Source organism: Clostridium thermarum, from assembly GCF_006351925.1.
Lineage (GTDB): Bacteria > Bacillota > Clostridia > Clostridiales > Clostridiaceae > Clostridium_AU > Clostridium_AU thermarum.
In genome coordinates, this window is the sequence record NZ_CP040924.1 from 398,032 (window position 1) to 418,263 (window position 20,232).

At 38.2% G+C, this 20,232-nt stretch carries 13 protein-coding genes; 8 read left to right on the top strand and 5 right to left on the bottom strand.

The features are described 5' to 3' along the window. Positions 1-2 precede the first annotated feature (2 nt). Both tlp and FHY60_RS01790 read right to left on the bottom strand, forming a co-directional pair. Positions 3-227, bottom strand: coding sequence for a small acid-soluble spore protein Tlp (tlp, locus tag FHY60_RS01780; RefSeq protein ID WP_139902693.1), 225 nt, complete (start codon positions 225-227; stop codon positions 3-5). A 458-nt stretch (positions 228-685) separates the two neighbouring features. Continuing rightward, positions 686-1,438 (bottom strand): DUF975 family protein, encoded by a 753-nt coding sequence (locus tag FHY60_RS01790; RefSeq protein WP_139902696.1) that lies wholly within the window; start codon positions 1,436-1,438, stop codon positions 686-688. Positions 1,439-1,768: 330 nt separating this feature from the next. On the opposite strand from FHY60_RS01790, the gene FHY60_RS01795 reads away from it, so the two are divergent. Continuing rightward, the gene (locus tag FHY60_RS01795) at positions 1,769-2,470 is read left to right on the top strand and encodes a ferredoxin reductase domain-containing protein (RefSeq protein ID WP_139902699.1); all 702 of its coding nucleotides are present in this window, start codon (positions 1,769-1,771) and stop codon (positions 2,468-2,470) included. Between the two features lie 399 nt (positions 2,471-2,869). Further along, a complete protein-coding gene (locus FHY60_RS01800) occupies positions 2,870-4,231 on the top strand; it encodes an MATE family efflux transporter (protein ID WP_139902702.1) in 1,362 nt (453 codons plus the stop codon). 209 nt (positions 4,232-4,440) lie between these two features. On the opposite strand, the gene FHY60_RS01805 is transcribed toward FHY60_RS01800, so the two are convergent. From FHY60_RS01805 to FHY60_RS01815, 3 genes are all read right to left on the bottom strand, one after another. Then, positions 4,441-5,424: a glycoside hydrolase family 43 protein gene (locus FHY60_RS01805; protein WP_139902704.1), complete on the bottom strand. Its 984-nt coding sequence runs from the start codon at positions 5,422-5,424 to the stop codon at positions 4,441-4,443. 41 nt (positions 5,425-5,465) lie between these two features. Beyond that, the gene (locus FHY60_RS01810) at positions 5,466-7,562 is read right to left on the bottom strand and encodes a methyl-accepting chemotaxis protein (RefSeq protein WP_139902708.1); all 2,097 of its coding nucleotides are present in this window, start codon (positions 7,560-7,562) and stop codon (positions 5,466-5,468) included. Between the two features lie 71 nt (positions 7,563-7,633). Next, positions 7,634-8,428 (bottom strand): Nif3-like dinuclear metal center hexameric protein, encoded by a 795-nt coding sequence (locus FHY60_RS01815; RefSeq protein ID WP_139902711.1) that lies wholly within the window; start codon positions 8,426-8,428, stop codon positions 7,634-7,636. Positions 8,429-8,648: 220 nt separating this feature from the next. On the opposite strand from FHY60_RS01815, the gene FHY60_RS01820 reads away from it, so the two are divergent. The 6 genes from FHY60_RS01820 to FHY60_RS01845 all read left to right on the top strand — a co-directional run bounded on the left by FHY60_RS01820 (position 8,649) and on the right by FHY60_RS01845 (position 20,212). Continuing rightward, positions 8,649-10,733 (top strand): alpha-glucuronidase family glycosyl hydrolase, encoded by a 2,085-nt coding sequence (locus tag FHY60_RS01820; RefSeq protein ID WP_243122200.1) that lies wholly within the window; start codon positions 8,649-8,651, stop codon positions 10,731-10,733. A gap of 124 nt (positions 10,734-10,857) precedes the next feature. Next, positions 10,858-14,316, top strand: coding sequence for a glycoside hydrolase family 2 TIM barrel-domain containing protein (locus FHY60_RS01825; protein ID WP_243122201.1), 3,459 nt, complete (start codon positions 10,858-10,860; stop codon positions 14,314-14,316). A gap of 28 nt (positions 14,317-14,344) precedes the next feature. Continuing rightward, complete coding sequence (locus FHY60_RS01830; protein ID WP_139902715.1) at positions 14,345-15,913, top strand: glycoside hydrolase family 43 protein; 1,569 nt, start codon at positions 14,345-14,347, stop codon at positions 15,911-15,913. A 139-nt stretch (positions 15,914-16,052) separates the two neighbouring features. Next, complete coding sequence (locus FHY60_RS01835) at positions 16,053-16,703, top strand: bifunctional 4-hydroxy-2-oxoglutarate aldolase/2-dehydro-3-deoxy-phosphogluconate aldolase (protein WP_139902717.1); 651 nt, start codon at positions 16,053-16,055, stop codon at positions 16,701-16,703. Then, the gene (uxaC, locus tag FHY60_RS01840) at positions 16,700-18,100 is read left to right on the top strand and encodes a glucuronate isomerase (RefSeq protein WP_139902719.1); all 1,401 of its coding nucleotides are present in this window, start codon (positions 16,700-16,702) and stop codon (positions 18,098-18,100) included. The genes FHY60_RS01835 and uxaC overlap by 4 nt, the downstream gene beginning before the upstream one ends. A 66-nt stretch (positions 18,101-18,166) precedes the next feature. Beyond that, positions 18,167-20,212: a glycoside hydrolase family 52 protein gene (locus FHY60_RS01845; RefSeq protein WP_139902722.1), complete on the top strand. Its 2,046-nt coding sequence runs from the start codon at positions 18,167-18,169 to the stop codon at positions 20,210-20,212. The last annotated feature ends 20 nt before the right edge of the window (positions 20,213-20,232 follow it).

The following is a 20,232-nucleotide window of genomic DNA, read 5'->3' on the forward strand; positions in this document are numbered from 1 at the left end:
AACTATTTATAACCATTCTTTTTGGCTATTGCTTCATCTCTAATTTCAGACCTCAAGGATTCCAGTGCCTCTTGTCTACGTTTATTTTTATCCTCCAGTTCAGCCTTCGTTTTTGCATTAGCTGTCTCTTCTATAGCCTCTTCTGTAAGCCTCATATTCTCGATTGTATTATCAATTGTTTCTTGAAGCTTATCTACATTATCTCTTCTATCATCCGGTTTACTCATTGCAAATCCTCCTTATTGTTCATTGATTCTAGTAGTTAGTTTTACCACGGTACAAAAACTTATCCGTACAATTGATGCTGGACAAGAAGGTTGATAAAGATACCATTATGACTTTACTAAAGGCAGCCAGAACAAGGTTGAATGAATAAAGAGTGTACTGGCAGGAGTATGATTCGGACCGCAAACATAAAACAAAGGACAAGCCAGTTATAGGACACTATTAAAAATTGCGAGTTATCGCAATTTTTTAAGTTACAAGTGACAAGTTGTGGATGAAATTCAGTGAAGCTGAATTTCTAAAATTATATATTTAATTTTTTTCTCAGCTTTGATGAGAAAAAATATCCTAAACTTGTCACTTGTCACTCTAAACTTGTCACTAAAAAATCTCCACTCTACAGAATTTTTATACATCTTATTATGTCTAACCTCAGGTATCTGCTATAAGATATCTGTTCTTACCATCTATCATAATAACCTTCTGGCTGATTTAATAACAATTCATCAGGCCTGCACATGTTATAATAGATGGCGTTTCTTCTCAATACTAAATATAACTCAGCATAAGTAGCGTTCTCATAAGGTTTTACAAATAGAACACCTACTCCACATGCTAAAGCGCCCAACAAGTACCAACCGATAAAGGACAAGTCTAATACAAACATATCAAACTTGTGCCCCCTAGTCATTTCATTGCTTAGTTCTATAGCTCTTTTTACTCCGATGTTTGGATTATCTGCCAGTATATAGGGCACCATCCTGTAGGCATAGGATTTTACTATACCAGGTATAATAAACAGCAGACTCCAAAGAAAGATAAGAATATCTTTTACAAACATAGTTTTTACTATTTCCTTATAGTTATGTCCTGCAAAAGCAAAGCTAAAACATCCGGAATTATCTCTGTATTGAGCGGACTGAATAAAATACCTTCTACCGCCTACCTCTAAGCAATAACCCACAACAATACGAAGAACCGTAATAAATCCAATACCAATTAAAGCAATGGTAACGAATCGCCAAAATGCAGCACTGTTATCAAAGATATTTGCAAAAAAAGAGTCTCCGGAGTTCCTAGAGCTAGAATTGCTGCCACCTCCCCCATAATCACCACCGGCTAAAGAAATTACAATACTTACGCCAAAAGCACTCCAGTAGATTCTTCTCAAGACCTCTTTAGCTCTGGCTTTCAATTCACTTCTTGACCACATAATAAACTCCCCACCTTAACAATTACTTTATTTGTTTATGCAATTTTATATTAAAGGATAAAATGATAAGCAATCATCACAAATATATTATATGGTATATAATACTATATATCAAGTTAATAAAATACTTATATCTACCTGTGAGGACCTGGCTTATGGAAAAAGTATATACAAGCTTCAAATTACTCCTATTTGCTTCACTTTTCTACTTAATTGTTTCTTATGAGACTTATAGCAATAAATTTCAAAACTTTGGCATTTTATATCCTTGACCAAAAAAACTTTAGGTGATATTATTTAAATGAGAATTATTATCAAAGGAGATGTAACATGATTAAGTATAAATTAAAAATTATAGATATAATTGAAGAAGCACAGGGAACAAAGACCTATTATCTTGAGAAGCCGAAAGACTTCACATGGGAACCTGGGGCTCATACCCACATAGCTCATGCTGGATTTGATGAAGGAGAGAAGCCTAATAGAAATTGGATCCGTCATATGTCTATAATGACGCTGCCTCAAGAGAATAAAATTGGTATTACAACAAGAGTACCAGGTAGTTCTTCGGAATATAAGCAGAAATTATCTAAGTTAAATGTTGGCGATGAAGTTGTGTTGTTTAAGCTAGGCTCAAGAATGGGCTTAAGGCGCTGCCACAGGCCCATAATTCTGCTATCCATGGGAGTGGGAATAGCCACAATGAGACCACTTATTCATAGCTTTATCAATGATAAAACAGGTGTACCTTATCTGATCAATGTAAATGTAGATTCATCCGGGAATTATATCTTCAAAGATGAGCTTGATAAACTTACTGATGAAAGTTACAAAAATTATTGGACAAATTCAAGGCAAGATTTTTATGAAAGGCTTCAACAACTAACTGAAAGAGAAAATGTCATCTATTATATTGTTGGAAGTGACATGTTCCTTAAGGATATCATACATCAGTTATTGTTGAAGAAGGTAAAGGCTGAAGATATTGTTATAGATAAAAAAGATGAGGTACTTAAAGATTATTTTGAATAGCTTAAATCAGAGTTTCACATCCATCTCCCTGATTTAATTATACCATACAAAAAAGGTTAAATATAGTCTGTTACTTAAGTCACCCTCCTGATACAATGTATTAATACCGTTGGCTTATTATATTGTAAAAGGGGGGTGATATCATACACTGGAAGTATTACACCCTTGCTAAAGGAAATAATTTAAACATATACTATGGGCTGGTGAAATCAGTTTAGGTGATGATGGAGAAAAAATTAAGTATGGCTTGTTTTATTTGGAAAAGTTTTTGTATAATATAAAGAGATAAAGAGATTTAAGGAGTAACTGAAAATCCTTAAAAGCTAAAGTAGTGACAATACTTGTAATAAGATTATGAGTTTGCGTAATCAATACACAAGAGAGGAAGAGTTTAATAATATGTCAATGAAGTACGTACAAGATATGACAGAAGGAAATGAGGTTTCTCTTCTTATAAAGTTTTCCTTACCTATGTTACTGGGCAATATATTTCAACAGTTTTACAATATGGTGGATTCTATAGTAGTGGGAAAGTTTGTTGGAGCTAATGCTTTAGCAGCAGTAGGGTCAACCGGGTCTTTGAATTTTTTATTTTTTTCTCTTTGTTCAGGATTATCTGTAGGAACAGGTATAATTATTTCACAGTACTTTGGTGCCAAGAAAGAAGCAAGGGTAAAGAGAGCTATTGCAAATTCTGTCTATGTTATAGGGATAGTGGGAATAATTATGAGCATTTTAGCTGCTGCGCTTGCAAGGCCGGTTCTCCAGGCAATGAATACTCCCCCTGAAATTTTAGAAGATGCTACCGCATATTTGAGGATTGTATCTGGGGGCATGATAGGGGTTGCGTCCTATAATGCTATAGCCGCAATGCTTAGAGCTTTAGGGGATTCAAAGACACCTCTCATTTTCTTAATTGTAGCCAGTATTATCAATGTTGTCTTGGATTTAATCCTTGTACTGGTCTTTGGACTTGGAGTATTAGGGGTAGCCTATGCTACTGTAAGCTCTCAATTAATTTCTGCAGTGGGCTGCATAATTTTTGCCTGGAAAAAGAACCCCTACTTTAAATTAGACAAGAGTCACTGGAAAGTAAGTGAGTCTATAATTAAAAAGTGTATAAGGATTGGTGTTCCAGTAGCCATACAGAACTCCATGATTGCCGTGTCCCTGGTAGCTCTGCAGAGAGTTGTAAATGGCTTTGGAGAAGTAGCAGTTGCAGCCTATACGGCCACCAGCAGAGTTGAGCAGCTTATACAGCAGCCTTTTAATTCCTTATCTGCAGCCATGTCTACTTTTTCGGGACAAAATATGGGATCAAATAAACTTGATAGGGTGAAAAAGGGATACCATAAGAGTATTTTAATAGTTGCTGGATTTAGTATCTTAGCCCTGCTGGGAGCACAATTTGGAGGACGTGCCATGATGGAGGTTTTCGTCAAGGATGAAGCGGTTATAAGCCTTGGAGCTAAGGCAATTAAAATTACCAGCTGTTTCTATTTCCCTCTTGGAATGATCTATATTACACGGGGACTTCTTAATGGAACAGGGGATTCTTTATATGCTATGATCAATGGGTTTGTGGAGGTTATGGGAAGGGTTGGCTTCTCAAGTGTTTTAGCTGCAGTTCCAGCTTTTGGTGTTTGGAGCATATGGGCTACAAGCGGACTGACCTGGACTATCACTGCCATAGCCAGTGTAATACGCTATAGACAAGGTCAATGGAAAAAGAAATCCTTGGTTAAACCTGCAACAACATAGGAAATTAAGTATTAAAAATTAAGAATTAAGAATGATGGAAGATTTTTCTCCGCTGCACTACAAAAAATCTTAAATTATAATAACTCTATCGTTTAAAAAATAAGCACAAAAAACTATCAGATATTGAATCTGATAGTTTTTTTATAAGGTGAAATTCAGCTCAGCTGAATTTCTAACAACATTTTTAATTCTTAAATCTTAATTCTTAATTATTTATAAGGGTCTATTGTTCTTATAGTGCCATCTTCATTGTAAGTCAACTCAGTAAACTTAACACATCTCTTATTGTCCTCTCCACCAGATAGTGAACTGTCGTGATAGAATAAATACCATTTACCTTCAAATTCAACGATGGAATGATGGGTAGTCCAACCTACTACAGGGTTTAGTATTCTGCCCTTATAAACGAATGGTCCTGTTGGGCTCTTGCTCATGGCATATACTATATAGTGGGTAGTACCTGTAGAATATGAAAGATAATAGTTTCCGTTGTATTTATGCATCCATGGACCTTCGAAATATCTTCTTTCTTCATCTCCGGCAAGTATTGGATTACCATCCTCATCCACAATTGATATCTCCTGGGGAGCACTCTTAAATGAAAGCATATCATCAGTTAACTCAGCAACTCTTGGTCCAATGGCTGGAGCTGAACTGTCAGGGCCTACACCATCAGGATTATAGCTACCTGTCTGCCATTTTTCTAGTTGTCCTCCCCAAAGACCACCAAAGTAAATATAGGCTCTGCCATCGTCATCTACTAAAACAGCAGGGTCAATACTGAAGCTGCCTTCTATATAATTTTCTTGTGCCTTGAAAGGGCCTGCTGGATTTGGGCTGGTAGCCACACCAATTCTGAAAATGCCATCCTTATCTCTTGCAGGGAAGTATAAGTAATAGGTATTATTCTTATAAGCTGCGTCCGGAGCCCACATCTGCTTCCTGGCCCAAGGCACGTCCTTTATGTGAAGAGCCTCGCCGTGGTCTACGCAGGTAGTATTATTATCTTCCAAAGATAGAATATGGTAGTCTGTCATACCGTATTGATCACCATTATCGTTAGATTCCATTGTTATATCAAGGTCGTGAGAAGGGTATATGTAGAGTTTGCCTTCAAACACATGGGCGGAAGGGTCCGCAGTATAAATATGGGTAACTATAGGTTCTTTTTGTTTTACATCGTTATTTTTCATAGCATTATCTCCTTTTTATTTTAGTTTTATTATTAGCATTATTATGCTTTGAACTTACTAATAGCATTGCTTAAACTTTCAGATAAGCTTGCCAGTTTCTTGGTCATAGCATTGAGCTCTTCTGTATGTGCCAATTGTTCTTCTGTTGAAGCAGATACCTCCTCAGTAGAAGCTGTAGTCTCTATAGCTACAGAGGATATAGACTGCATACTGTTTATCACTTGATCCTTATCTGCATTCATCTTATCAACAATATCCGATATACTTAAGATATTTGAAGATAGAACTTCCATTGACTGGTTTATTTCGTTAAACATGTTAAAAGATTGTTCCACTGCTTTAAACTGAATGTCAGAGGATTTTTCAGTATTTGTAATAGATTTTATTGTTTTATTGATCTGAGAAGAAATCTTCTCAATGATCTTATCTATTTCTTTTGTAGAAGCTTCTGACTGGCCTGCTAACTTTCTTATCTCTTCAGCAACCACCGCAAAACCTTTACCGGCTTCACCGGCCCTGGCAGCTTCTATTGAGGCGTTTAAGGCCAATAAGTTTGTTTGGGCAGAGATAGCTTTAAGCATGCCGGTAATCATATTTATGTCAGAGGTGTATTTATTCAATGTGCTTATGTCTTCAGATAAGTCATGGGTTAGGTTCTTTGTTTCAACGGATGTTTTATTTAATATATCAGCAACAGAAGTACCTTCCTTAGTTAATTCAGCTACTTTTATGGAGGTATCTGTAATTGCATCTATTGAGGCTGTAACATTATTAATCTTATCTGATAACTGAACAACAGAATTAAGGCTTTTTTCTATTTCTGCTGATTGATTACTCATTCCTGCAGCCACCTCTGATATTGTTTTGGCAACCTCACTGGCAGCCAAAGTGTTTTCCCTTGAAATCTTTGAGATATCAATAGATAAGGAATTTACATTCATAGAAATCTCTTTATTTTGTGCTATTATTGACTTCAATTGATATACCATGGAGTTAAAGTTGCTAATTAAAGAACCAATTTCATCTTTTCTGGTACTGGTTACTTCTACATTCAGATTACCGGTTTCAACTTCTTCCATTGATTTTGATAGTTTAGTTAACTCCTTGGTAAATTTATAAGAGAATACTAACATTGCTATGATACCTATAATACAGCAGAATATAGCGATAATTATAATAGTAGATTGAGTTGAGGTCACTGAAGAAAGAATTTCTGCCTTTGAAACCGCTGTTACATAGGTCCAATTGTTGCTGGATTTAAAATATGAAACTAGCAATGGGCCGTTATTACCTTTTATTTCAAAAGTATTTTCAGTCCTACTCTTAGATTGTTCCATAACGTCCCTGATAAACTGTTGGTTTTCTATATCACTATCATCTTCAATAGATGATATAACTCTACCGCTGGGGGTAATAGCATAAGAAATGGCATTCTCGCTGATATTGCTGGTTAAAAGCGCCTCTTTGAAGACTTTAAAATTCAGGTCTACTATGTATAAGAAATTATTGTTTACTCCTTTTCTGACAAATGAAACTAATGAAGATGTGACTAAAGGATCTTCATTAACCAATACAGTTTTATCAAGATTTAACTGCCACGGTTCGCCTATTACTGTATTAATAAGCTGGTTCTTCCATTTTATTGCTTTTTCCGGGTCTTTAAAATAAACAACTTTTTTATCTGTTACCATGACTTTATCTGTTATAATATAATAGTGCTCAATTTCCTTATTAAGGGTAACATTAGCTGATAGTTTCTTTTGAATCTCTATGTTAAATAAAGCGTTTTGAATGTTGTCAAAGGCATCATCTGATGGATACATCTGTTTATCTGTAAGTAACTGAGTTGTTTCATTGGTTACTTGATCCAGCAAATGTGAAAAATAATTATTAATCTGGATAACGGAGTTATGCATATTTTCTCTTGCTTTGCTGGTCAATGTCTTTGAGGCTACCATAGAAGTTACCGTTCCGATAGTGATAGAAAAAACTAAAAGAAGACATATTGTAGCACTTATAAGTTGTCCACGAATAGTTTGGACGACAGTTACTTTTCTAACTCTTGTAAACAATTGCATTAAATTTGTCTTTAGCTTAAAGTTTGTTATCTTACTGGTGCTTTTGTTCTTAAGTTTCAATAGAATTCCTCCTTTTGTGCTTTGAAATTGTTTTCGTACTAAAGCAGGCAGATTACTGTATCATAAACTCACTAGCCAATTTGAAACACTGGCTCCTGAGGGATAAAATGAACCGGAATATCAGGAAACCTTTCCTGAAGCCAATCAGCTAAATATTTCATGCCTGGCATTTCACTTTCTGCATGACCTACAACCAATAGGGATTTTTGTCTTTTTTGATAAACAGCGTCTCTTATATATTCTGGTGTTTCCCATTCCGGGCCTTCACCATAGATTACCATATCAAGGTTTTTCTCTGTAAACAGAGGTACTACCAATTCGCCCCCGCCTCTGTAGCCAACCAGCATACCTATTCGGCTGCAGCGGGAAGATGGGTCTCCCATAAAACGGACATATTTGATACCTAGGCGCTCTTTAACATGTTTTATAACTTCCTGAAGAGTAGTTGGGGGAATTTCCACGATGGATGCAGCTGGAAGATTTTCAACCTCATACTTTTTCCAGTCCAAACATTGTAGTAGTCCCCGGGTTATACCATCTGGCATAAATCTATGAATGTAATCATGGTACCGGAAAATAGAAATACCATAATCCTGAATAGTCCGCAATTTCTGAAGGTATACCTGATCATTCTTCAGGCCGTCAGTTTTGCCCCAATGGCTGTAGAAGATACCTTCATGGGACACGATCATATTCAAGCCTGAAGCTTTTGCTTTTTCGATAACCTCTTGTGTTGCCAAAAAGGTAACGGCGACTCCTGTCACCCTTGCAGTAGGATCACCAAAGAGTAGATGGTCAACGGTACTATTCATCAGAATTGGAGGATTTGTAAGCGCATCTATTACATTCTGAACCGTTATTCTCATATATTGGGCTCCTTTCAAACCAGAAATAATTAATGTACCATTTAGTTAAATATTATCATCATACCAGATAGAAGAGCAATGTACATTTTGATATAAATAATAAATCATAGTGATATTCTACAAATGTAATAATATATTTCATGTTGAATAAAGCCATCTGATGGTATCATAAAGCGTAATTAAATAGTAATATCTAAATCAATTTTAAGGAGAATATTCTATGTTGAAATTTGAGAAGATGTCGAAGAATTATGGTAGTATGTATAACTGCTGGTTAAACTATAAAAAGTGCACTAATTCTGAGCTAAAAGAACAATACAGAAAGGTATGCGGTCATATAGTGGTTAATGACAATAGTGAGATTGTGCATACAGCTGTAGAAGAGTTAAAGAGTGCACTTAAGGAAATAATGGATATAGATCCAGTTATAACAGATAAAAAATTGACTTCATCCTACTTGTTTATTGGTACTGCAGATGATGCCAAAAGTTTTAAATTAGGGATAGAAGTGAATGATAATTTAGTTAAGGGAAGTTTTTTAGTAAAGAATATTAGAGAAGCAAATTATATAAGTCTTAATATTATTGGAAAAGATGATGTAGGAGTCCTATATGGAGTATTTAATTTTATTAAGGCAATGAGTATGGGAAAGGAACTTTCTCAAGTTGATACACTGGAAATCCCAAGAAATCAGCTCAGGATGATCAACCACTGGGACAATATAAGTGGAGAGATAGAAAGAGGATATGCTGGTAAGTCTTTTTTCTTCAGTGATAATAAGATTGTAAAAGATATGAGCCGTATTAAAGACTATGCAGCACTGCTTGCTTCAATAGGTATTAACGGTGTATCTATTAATAATGTTAACGTTCACAAACTTGAAACGAAGTTTATTACTGAAGAATATTTAGCTGATATAGAACCAATTGCTGATGTTTTTAGAACTTATGGCATCAAGACTTATCTAAGCATAAATTTTGCTGCGCCCATAGAAGTAGGGGGATTATCAACCGCTGATCCACTTGATGAAGGAGTTAAGCAGTGGTGGAAGAATGCAGCGGATACAATATACAAATATATACCTGACTTTGGTGGATTTGTTGTTAAAGCTGATTCGGAATTCAGACCTGGACCCTATACTTACGGAAGAAATCATGCAGAGGGAGCAAACGTTCTAGCGGAGGCATTAAAACCTTATGGAGGGCTGGTAATTTGGAGATGCTTTGTTTATAACTGCCTTCTTGACTGGAGAGACAGGACAAAGGATAGAGCCAAGGCAGCTTATGACAATTTTATAACCTTAGATGGCCAGTTTATGGATAATGTAATACTTCAGGTGAAGAATGGTCCAATGGACTTCCAGATAAGAGAGGCTGTATCACCGTTATTCGGAGCTATGGAAAAAACCAATATGATATTGGAATTCCAGGCTGCTCAAGAATATACCGGACAGCAGAAGCATGTATGCTATCTTCTGCCAATGTGGAAAGAGGTATTAGACTTTGATACCTATGCAAGGGGAAAAGGATCCCTTGTAAGCAAGGTAGTAGATGGAAGTTTATTTAACAGCAAATATGGCGGAATTACCGCAGTATCAAACCTTGGAGACAGTGAATGTTGGACAGGACACCCTCTAGCCCAGGCGAACTTTTATGGATTGGGAAGGATAGCTTGGAATCCCGAATTAAGTTCTGAAGAGATAGCAGAAGAATGGGTGAAGTTAACCTTTGGCAGTGACTCTGAAGTGGTAGAAAAAGTAGTTTCTATACTGATGCAGTCCAGAGAGGTCTATGAGAAATATACAAGCCCTCTTGGAATAGGCTGGATGGTATATCCGCATCATCACTATGGTCCAAGTGTAGAAGGCTATGAATATACTCCATGGGGAACTTATCATTATGCAGATTGGAAAGGTATTGGTGTGGACAGAACTGTAGCCACAGGTACTGGCTTTACTGCACAGTATCATGAGCCGGTAGCAAGCATGTATGAGAATATAGAAACTTGTCCGGAAGAACTGCTGCTATTCTTCCATCATGTGGATTATACTTATAAGCTTAAGAGTGGGAAAACACTTATACAGCATATATACGATACCCACTTTGAAGGTGTGGAAAAGGTTGAAGAGTTTACAGAAGCTTGGAAATCCCTAGAGGATAAGATAGACGAAGATACATTTAAGCTGGTCAGCGATAAGTTTAATATACAGCTTAAGGATTCTATAGAATGGAGAGATGTTATAAATACCTACTTCTATAGAAGAACCGGCATTAAGGATGCACATGGCAGGAAGATATATTACTAATCAAGAATTAAGGAGTAGAGATTCAGCAACGGTGCTGAATCTCTATGTACAATTAAACTTTTTGTTAACTTTCTCAAAACATATTATATAGACTTCAATAAGTATTCAAAGAAAGGCGGTGTACATGACCGTGAATAAGAAAATACTTTTTAATGATGGTTGGGAATTTGCAAAGAGTGGTCCTGAAGTTTCAGACAGCAGTTTGCTGAATTTTAACTCCGTGGATATTCCTCATGATTGGCTTATTTACAACACCTTGGACCTCTATGAAAATAGCATAGGCTGGTACCGCAAAAGATTCACCTATGAGAGGAAAGAAGACCAGGTTCTCTTATATTTTGATGGAGTATATATGGATTCTACCCTATATGTCAATGGAAAGTTTGTGGGGGAATGGAAGTATGGGTATTCCTCCTTTGAACATGATATAACCGATGCACTAGTTAATGGGGAAAATGAAATCCTATTAAAAGTTGTACATCAGAGCCCTAACAGCAGGTGGTATTCCGGAGCCGGTATATACCGCAATGTATGGTTGAAGGAAAGAAGCAAGAACCATATTGTAACAGATGGTGTGTATATATGGACTAAGCAAAGAGATAGTGACTGGCAGGTAGAGGTAGAAACTGAATTAAACCTCTGTGAAGATGCTCTGTTAGTTCATACCGTCATATATAAGGAGCAAATTGTTGCCACAGTTTCACAAAAGGTGGCTTCACCTAAAGATGTACACTGCAATAATAAGCAAACCTTAACGGTAAGGAATCCGCTGCTATGGAGTACAGAGGAACCTAACCTATATGAATTCGTAACCGAATTATACCTGCTTAAAGGAGATGAAAATTCCAAGCAGAATATGGTGAAAATTGAGTCTATAACACAGAATCTAGGTTTCAGGGAGCTTATACTTGATCCAAATGAAGGCCTGGTTCTAAACGGTAAGAAGATGAAATTAAACGGAGTCTGTGAACACCATGATTTAGGAGCACTAGGGGCTGCCTTTAACAAAACTGCTCTAAGAAGACGGTTTGAAATACTGAAGGAAATGGGTGTTAATGCCATAAGAACAGCCCATAACATGCCTGCGCCGGAACTTATGGACTTAGCGGATGAAATGGGTATGCTGGTGGCATCCGAAGCCTTTGATATGTGGGAAAGATCAAAAACCACTTATGACTATGGAAGGTTCTTTAAAGAATGGGCCCAAAGGGATGTTAAGAGCTGGATAATGAGAGACCGTAACCACCCAAGCCTCTTGCTTTGGAGTATAGGAAATGAAATTTATGATACTCACGCCGATGAAAGAGGACAGGAAATAACCAGAAGGCTTATAGGGTATGTCCGTCAATATGATCCAAAAGAAAATGCCAAGATAACCATAGGTTCAAACTATATGCCTTGGGAGAATGCCCAAAAATGCGCTGATATCGTTAAAGTTGCTGGCTATAATTACGCTGAAAAATACTATAACAAACACCATGAAGAGCATCCGGATTGGATTATCTACGGCAGTGAGACTTCTTCCATTGTGCAGAGCAGGGGTGTTTATCGCTTCCCATTTGAAAAATCTATCCTTGCGGATGATGACGAGCAGTGTTCTGCTCTTGGTAATAGTACCACCAGTTGGGGGGCAAAATCTGCAGAAGCATGCATAATGGCAGAAAGGGATACCTATTTCTCCCTGGGCCAGTTTATATGGACGGGATTTGATTACATAGGTGAACCAACTCCCTACCACACAAAGAATTCTTATTTTGGACAAATTGATACAGCTGCCTTTAAAAAGGATTCTTACTACATCTATCAGGCTGAATGGACGGATTATAAAACAAGGCCTATGGTGCATATTTTCCCTTATTGGGATTTTAATAAGGGGCAAATAATTGATGTGAGGGTTTGCTCTAATGCACCTAAAATTGAACTTCAATTAAATGGCACTAGTGTGGGTACCTTTGACATTGATCATGAAAAGGGTACTCAGCTGGTTGGCTGGTGGAAAATTCCCTATGAAGAAGGTGAATTAAAAGCCATAGCCTATGATGAGACAGGTAAAGTTATTGCTGCAGATGTTAAAAGGTCCTTCAAAGATGGAAAGAAGATTAGTTTAAAGCCTGATAAAGAAAAGCTCATTTCCAATGGTACAGATTTGATTTTTGCAGAAATAAATGTGGAAGATGAGTTTGGCAATATAGTAGAGAATGCTAACAATCGAGTAAAGATTCAAGTTTCCGGAGAGGGACGACTCCTTGGACTTGATAATGGTGACAGCACAGATTATGACCAATATAAGGGTTTAAGCAGAAGATTATTCAATGGTAAGTTAATGGCCATAATAGGAGCGACCTTAAAGCCCGGAAAGATCCAGCTTGAAGTAACCTCTGAGGACTTAGAGGGTGCAGCTATGACCTTTGAAGCTCTTCCACCAATAGATACTAACCTGGAGGGCATATCCGCAAGCGCAAGAAATCAGGACTTACCTTGTGTTATGGGAAGCAGTGATGAAATTCCCGTAAGAAAAATAGAACTTATCAGCGAGTGCGGACAAGAGTTTAGTGAAACAATAGGAGAAATAACCGTTAAGGCTAAACTATATCCGGAAAATACTTCTTATAAGGAAGTTGAGTGGAGCGTTGTGAATGATGCCGGAATCCCTTCCAACAATGCAAAAGTAGAGGCCTATGGTCACAGTGCCAAGGTGACGGCTTTTGGGGATGGAGAATTCAGACTTCGCTGTACAAGTAAGAATGGTACTGACAAGACAAAACTCATATCTCAACTTGAGTTTAAATCAGTTGGTCTGGGCACCGCTTATAAGGACCCTTACGGCTTTATATCTGCAGGACTTTATGATTACAGCAAAGGTGAAGTGACAAACGGAAATGAAAGAGGAGTAGCAACAAGCAGGGACGGTGAAACTCAAGTAGGATTTTCCGGAATAGACTTTGGGACCTATGGCTCAGATCTTATAACAATTCCTATCTTTGCCCTAAGCAGTGAAGAGTATCCTATACAGATTTGGGAAGGATGGCCTGGAGAAGAGGGAAGTGAATTACTGGCCGATGTAATCTATCAAAAGGAGTCCAAGTGGAATGTGTATCAGGAAGAAACTTATAAGTTGTCAAAACGACTTAAAGGAATTACATCTCTTTGCTTTGTACTGAATAAGAAGGTGCACATTAAGGGTTTCTACTTTGAGAAGAAGAATAGGGCCTTTGAGGTTAACTATGCTGCAGATTCAGATCATATCTATGGTGATACCTTTACCGTACGAGAAAATAATGTTGAAGGTATCGGAAACAATGTGTCACTTGAATTTGAAGGCATGGATTTTACTGATAAGGGTACCGGTAGAATTGTAATTTGCGGAAGATCATCTATTGACAAAAATACAATTCACATTAAATTCAGTGGGGCAGAAGGTGAAAGCAATCAACTGGTAGAATTTATACAGTCAGAGGGATACGAAGAGAGAGTATATGAGCTTGACAAGATAACCGGATTACAAAAGGTTACCTTCGTATTCCTGCCAGGAAGTAATTTTGATTTTAGCTGGTTCCGTTTTGAGGAATATACAGAGAAATAGTATTTTGTTTTTATGAAGGGTGAGTTAAATGAATTATTTCAATAATAATAACAATTATTTTAAAAATCCGATCTTACCGGGATTTTATCCTGATCCATCTATCTGCAGAGTTGGAGAAGACTATTACTTGGTTACCTCCAGCTTTGCCTACTATCCAGGAGTACCAATATTCCACAGTAAGGATTTAGTTCACTGGGAGCAGATAGGCCATGTGCTTGATAGGCCTTCGCAGTTGGATATAGAGAAGGTTGAACAGTCCAGGGGTATATTTGCACCAACCATACGCTATTATAATGGCACCTTTTATATGATAACCACTAATGTATCAACCGGTGGTAACTTCATCGTGACGGCAAAGGATCCTGCAGGGCCATGGTCTGATCCCTATTGGCTGGATGCTCCCGGTATAGACCCTTCATTGTTTTTCGATGAGGATGGAAGAGCGTATTATGTAGGCACAAGACCAGCTCCTGAAGGAGAGAAATACTATGGCAATTGGGAGATTTGGCTTCAGGAGTTAGACTTAAACACCATGAAACTTGTGGGAGAAACCTATTCTCTTTGGCGGGGATCCATGAGGGATGTTGATTGGCCTGAAGGACCACATATTTATAAAATAAATGGCTTATATTATCTTATGATATCTGAGGCAGGAACCGGCCATGAGCATGCCATCACTATTGCAAGAAGTGAAAATATACTCGGTCCCTACCAAGGGTATAAGGGTAATCCAATTTTAACCCATAGACATTTGGGAAGGAATTATCCAATAGTCAATGTTGGGCATGGCGACTTAGTGGAAACTCAGAACGGTGAATGGTGGATGGTACTTCTTGCCTCCAGGCCTTATGGAGGATATTATAGAAATCTGGGAAGAGAAACCTTCCTTGTGCCGGTTACCTGGGAAAATGGATGGCCACTGGTAAGCCCGGGAACAGGAAAAGTTGAGGACACATATCCGGTACCAAATCTACCTCAGAAAATCTATGGAGCAAAGGCTAATTGTGACAACTTTGAAGGTAAGAAGCTGGGCCTTGTATGGAACACCATACAGACGCCAAAGGTGGAATTCTACAGCTTAACACAGAAACCGGGATATTTAAGTCTTAAGCTTTCGCCATATCCCATAACCGGACTGGAAGCTCCAAGCTTTGTAGGAAGAAGACAGCAGCATATAAACTTTGCAGCTTTCACAGCCATGGAATTTGAACCCCAAAGTGAAGGTGAAGAGGCTGGTTTAGTTCTGTATCAGAACCGCAGATTTAACTTCAGATTTACTTATATCCTTAATAATGGGAAGAAACTTGTTAAATTGGTGAAGTGCAGTAATGGTCTGGAAGAGACCCTTGCAGAAAAAGAACCATCTTCGGCAAAACTATACTTAAAAATAGAGGCTAATGGTCAGGCATATAGCTTTTCCTTCGGAGAAACCTGTGACGACTATACAGTGCTGGCAGATAGTGTTGACGGAAGAATCCTAAGCACAGATGTTGCAGGTGGCTTTGTTGGCGCATACATAGGCTTATATGCTTGTAGTAACGGAAAAGACAGTGAAAACTACGCCTGCTTTGACTGGTTTGAATATCACGAACTATAGAAGCTTTATTCATAGGAGAATAAAGTTTAAATAGATGTAATAAGGCAGGGCTTTTGCCCTGTTTTTCATTAAAAAACTGCAAATAATTTAGAAGATACCATGTGGCCTATATAAATTATTAAAAGATGAGGAGGCAGAAATTATGAAGAAGTTGAAAATTTTAAATGCAATTTGTGAATGTGGTGTAGTTGCCGTGGTAAGGGCCAATTCAAAGGAAGAGGCAGTTGATATTTCACAGGCATGTATAGAAGGTGGCATAAAGGCCATAGAAGTTACTTATACAGTGCCAGGGGCCTCAGAAGTAATTAAGATTCTGAAAGAAACCTTTAAGGATAAGCTGTATGTAGGTGCAGGAACAGTGCTGGACTCAGAAACTGCAAGGGCTGCAATACTTGCAGGTGCAGAATATGTTGTCAGTCCTGGCTTTGACGAAGCAACTGCTAAGCTTTGCAACAGATATCAAGTGCCCTACCTTGCAGGATGTATGACTATAACAGAAATAATCAAAGCCATGGAGGCCGGTGTTGATATTGTAAAGCTATTCCCAGGCAGTGCATTTGGCCCTTCCTTTATTAAGGCTGTTAAGGGTCCACTGCCTCAGGCTAATATTATGCCTACCGGAGGAGTAAGCTTGGACAATATCCATGAGTGGGTAAAGGCAGGCGCTGTGGCTATAGGAATAGGTGGAGACCTGATGAAGGGATATAAGGAATTTGGTACAGCAAAGATTATGGAAAATGCAAAGAAATTTGTTGATAAAGTAAGAGAGGCAAGGGAGGGAGTTAAATGAAAAAGTTTATGGATGAAAAATTCTTGTTATCCACTGAAACTGCAGTAAGTTTGTATGAAAACCATGCAAAGATTCTGCCCATTATAGATTACCACTGCCACTTAAGTCCACAGGAAATCTGTGAGAATAAGCAGTTTAAGAATATAACAGAAGCCTGGCTGTATGGAGACCACTACAAGTGGAGGGCCATGAGAGCTTACGGAATAGAGGAGAAATATATAACCGGAGATGGGGATGATTATGAAAAGTTCATGGCCTGGGCAAAGGTTATCCCAATGACTATAGGAAATCCACTGTATCACTGGACCCACCTGGAGCTTCAAAGATTTTTCGGAATCGAAGAACCTCTCAATGAGAAAACTGCACCTGCTATATGGGAGAAGGTAAATGCCCTGCTGGCTAAAGAAGAATATAGGGCAAAGGGCTTGATTAAAAAGTCCAAGGTAGAAGTTATATGTACAACGGATGACCCTGTTGATTCTTTGGAATATCATATTGCCCTTAAGGAAGATGTGGACTTTCCGGCAAAGGTTCTGCCTACCTTTAGACCTGATAGGGCAGTGGATATTAGAAAGAGTGATTTTCTAGAGTGGATAGGACTGTTGGAAAATGCATGGGGCAAAAAAATTGAAAAGTACGACGACCTTCTTGAGGCGCTAAAACACAGGGCCCTATTATTTAATTCCGTAGGCTGTAGGATATCCGATCATGGACTGGATTATTTCCCTTATATAGAAACTACAAAGGAAGAAGCTTCAAGCATCTTTGATAAGGTTATGAAAGGGGAAGAAATTTCTGCGGAGGAAGAAGAAAAGTATAAGACCTACACCTTGATATTCTTGGGAGAGGTATATGCTGACCTTGGTTGGGCAATGCAGCTTCATATCAATGTAATCAGGAACAGCAATACAAGAATGTTCAGAAAGATTGGAGCTAACACGGGATATGATGTTATCAATGACAGTAAGCTTGCCCATAAGCTTATTGGCTTCCTAGACAGCTTAGAGATGAATAATAAGCTGCCAAAGACTATACTGTACACACTGAATCCCGTTGATAACTATGTTCTGGCTACCATAATGGGAGCTTTCCAGGGAGAAGGCATCAAGGGCAAGGTTCAGTTTGGAGCCGCATGGTGGTTCCTCGATAATAAAGAAGGAATGATAGAGCAGATGAAAACTCTGTCCAGCGTAGGCTTATTAAGCTGCTTTGTGGGCATGCTTACAGACTCCAGAAGCTTCCTTTCATACACAAGACATGAATACTTCAGAAGGATCCTATGCAACCTCATTGGAGAATGGGTTGAGAGTGGCGAAGTGCCTGATGATATGGAACTTGTCGGGAAGATAGTTGAGGACATAAGTTATTATAATGCAAAAGAATACTTTGGATTCTAAAATATCAAAGGTATTATTAAGAATCTTTGCTACAGAAAAATACTGATAGAAGGGAAGATGGTAGAGATGGACAATAAATCTTTTTATGCACATCACAGCGCCTTTGGAGCATTTTCAAGCTTTATGCTGGGTAAGATTGGTGCAGGTGGAGGCTTTGTATTAAGTGACGTTAGGCCGCCGGAAAATAACGTTTATATTGGGTATAAGCAGGAAGGAAATATAAGACTCTTGCCTTTCTGTACAATCAATAATAAAAGTGCTGAGCAGGAATTCACAGGAGAAATTGCTAACACAAAAAAGGCCGGGAAAGTATCCTTATTTAAGGAAGATGAAATAAGCAGGGAAATGGGATGGGCCTCAGATACATGGACCGCCGGAAATTTTAAATTCTCTGTTTTAACTCCCTTTGGGAATGTGAAAGATCCTGCTGCTATGACTGAAGAGGAAAAGAAACTGGCTTTTGCTCCGGTTATTTTTGCCCAATTAACCCTTGATAACAGCAGTAACAATACTGACGCAGAAATGATATTTGGCATAGAAGGACCAAAAAGAAGACTATCAATAACCACAGAGGGAAAATACCTTGGTGCTGCCTGTGAAAGAAGGTATGGCTTTGCTGCGGAAGCCTGCGAAGGTATAAAAGAGTTTTCAAGGCTTGATATATTAACTTCATGGGCAAATGACAATTACCAGAATCATGATCTTGGCAGAGCTCCATCTTTGATATTCAAGGTTCCCGCAGGAGAAGTAAGAACTTATACTATCGCTCTGGCAACTTATCAGGATGCAGCTATAACCACAGGAATTGATACAAAGTTCTACTATACAGGCTTATTTAGTTCTCTGGAAAGTGTACTGGACTTCGGAATTAAAAATTCTCAGTACTATTTAGCCATAGCTGCAGAAAGGGACAAAGAGCTTAAAGAAACTAAGCTAAATGAACATAGACAATTCCTTATAGCTCATGCCACACACAGCTATCATGCCAGCAGCCAGCTGATGAAAAAAGAGGATGGATCTCCTCTTTGGGTTGTAAATGAAGGTGAATATTTAATGATGAACACCTTTGACTTGACGGTGGATCACGTGTTCTTTGAAATGAAGTTCCATCCATGGACCATTAAAAACGCCCTAGACTTATTCGTTGAGCGCTACAGTTACTATGATCAGATAGGACTAGCCTTTACTCATGACATGGGAGTGGCAAATGGATTTACAGCAAAGGGATACTCCTCTTATGAACTTCCAAACTTAGATGGGTGCTTCAGCTATATGACCCATGAAGAACTATTAAACTGGATCCTTACCGGTGCAGTATATGGGTTAAATACCAAGGACAGAGAATGGGTAGATAAGAATATTAAGATCTTTGCTGAGTGCTTTGAATCCTTAGCTGCTAGAGACAAGAACAATGACGGAATAATGGATGTAGACAGCTCAAGATGCTATGGCGGTGCTGAAATAACTACTTATGACAGCCTTGATGTGAGTCTTGGACAGGCAAGAAACAATCTGTATCTTGGGGTAAAGACCTGGGCTGCCTATGTGCTCTTACAGAGAATATTTAAGGATTATGACTTAAAGGAGTTAGCAGTAAGAGCTGAAACAAAGGCAAAGGCAGCAGCAGATACCCTTGTGAGCAAGTATGATGAAAAGGAACAGTATATTCCTGCAGTATTTGAAAAAGGAAATACCTCAAGGATAATACCTGCGGTAGAGGCTCTTATATATCCATACATCATTGGGGATACAACATCAGTCAGTGAAGAGGGGCCTTACGGAGAAATGATAAAAGTTCTTAAGAAACACATCATAACAGTAATAAAACCGGGAATTTGCATTGATGAAACTTCAGGCGGCTGGAAGCTATCTTCAACAAGTAAAAATACTTGGAACAGTAAGATATTCCTATGCCAGTATGTAATAAAGGAAATACTTCACCTTGACTTTGAAGGTGAAGAGGAATGGGACAGAGTCCATGCCAAGTGGCAGCAGGTAAGCTGCAGCATAGACGGAGCCACGGACCAGGTAAACAGTGATACCGGAACTCCAAGAGGCAGCAGGCTGTATCCCAGACTGGTTACAAATATCCTGTGGATGGGAAACAATTGATAATTGACAATGGACAATTA

Excerpts from the sequence above, each read along its gene's own strand:
- FHY60_RS01795 (WP_139902699.1), top strand. The coding sequence starts at position 1,769 with ATGATTAAGTATAAATTAAAAATTATAGATATAATTGAAGAAGCACAG.
- FHY60_RS01805 (WP_139902704.1), bottom strand. The coding sequence starts at position 5,424 with ATGAAAAATAACGATGTAAAACAAAAAGAACCTATAGTTACCCATATT.
- uxaC (WP_139902719.1), top strand. The coding sequence starts at position 16,700 with ATGAAAAAGTTTATGGATGAAAAATTCTTGTTATCCACTGAAACTGCA.
- FHY60_RS01845 (WP_139902722.1), top strand. The coding sequence starts at position 18,167 with ATGGACAATAAATCTTTTTATGCACATCACAGCGCCTTTGGAGCATTT.
- FHY60_RS01825 (WP_243122201.1), top strand. The coding sequence starts at position 10,858 with ATGACCGTGAATAAGAAAATACTTTTTAATGATGGTTGGGAATTTGCA.
- FHY60_RS01830 (WP_139902715.1), top strand. The coding sequence starts at position 14,345 with ATGAATTATTTCAATAATAATAACAATTATTTTAAAAATCCGATCTTA.
- tlp (WP_139902693.1), bottom strand. The coding sequence starts at position 227 with ATGAGTAAACCGGATGATAGAAGAGATAATGTAGATAAGCTTCAAGAA.
- FHY60_RS01800 (WP_139902702.1), top strand. The coding sequence starts at position 2,870 with ATGTCAATGAAGTACGTACAAGATATGACAGAAGGAAATGAGGTTTCT.
- FHY60_RS01790 (WP_139902696.1), bottom strand. The coding sequence starts at position 1,438 with ATGTGGTCAAGAAGTGAATTGAAAGCCAGAGCTAAAGAGGTCTTGAGA.
- FHY60_RS01815 (WP_139902711.1), bottom strand. The coding sequence starts at position 8,428 with ATGAGAATAACGGTTCAGAATGTAATAGATGCGCTTACAAATCCTCCA.
- FHY60_RS01820 (WP_243122200.1), top strand. The coding sequence starts at position 8,649 with ATGTTGAAATTTGAGAAGATGTCGAAGAATTATGGTAGTATGTATAAC.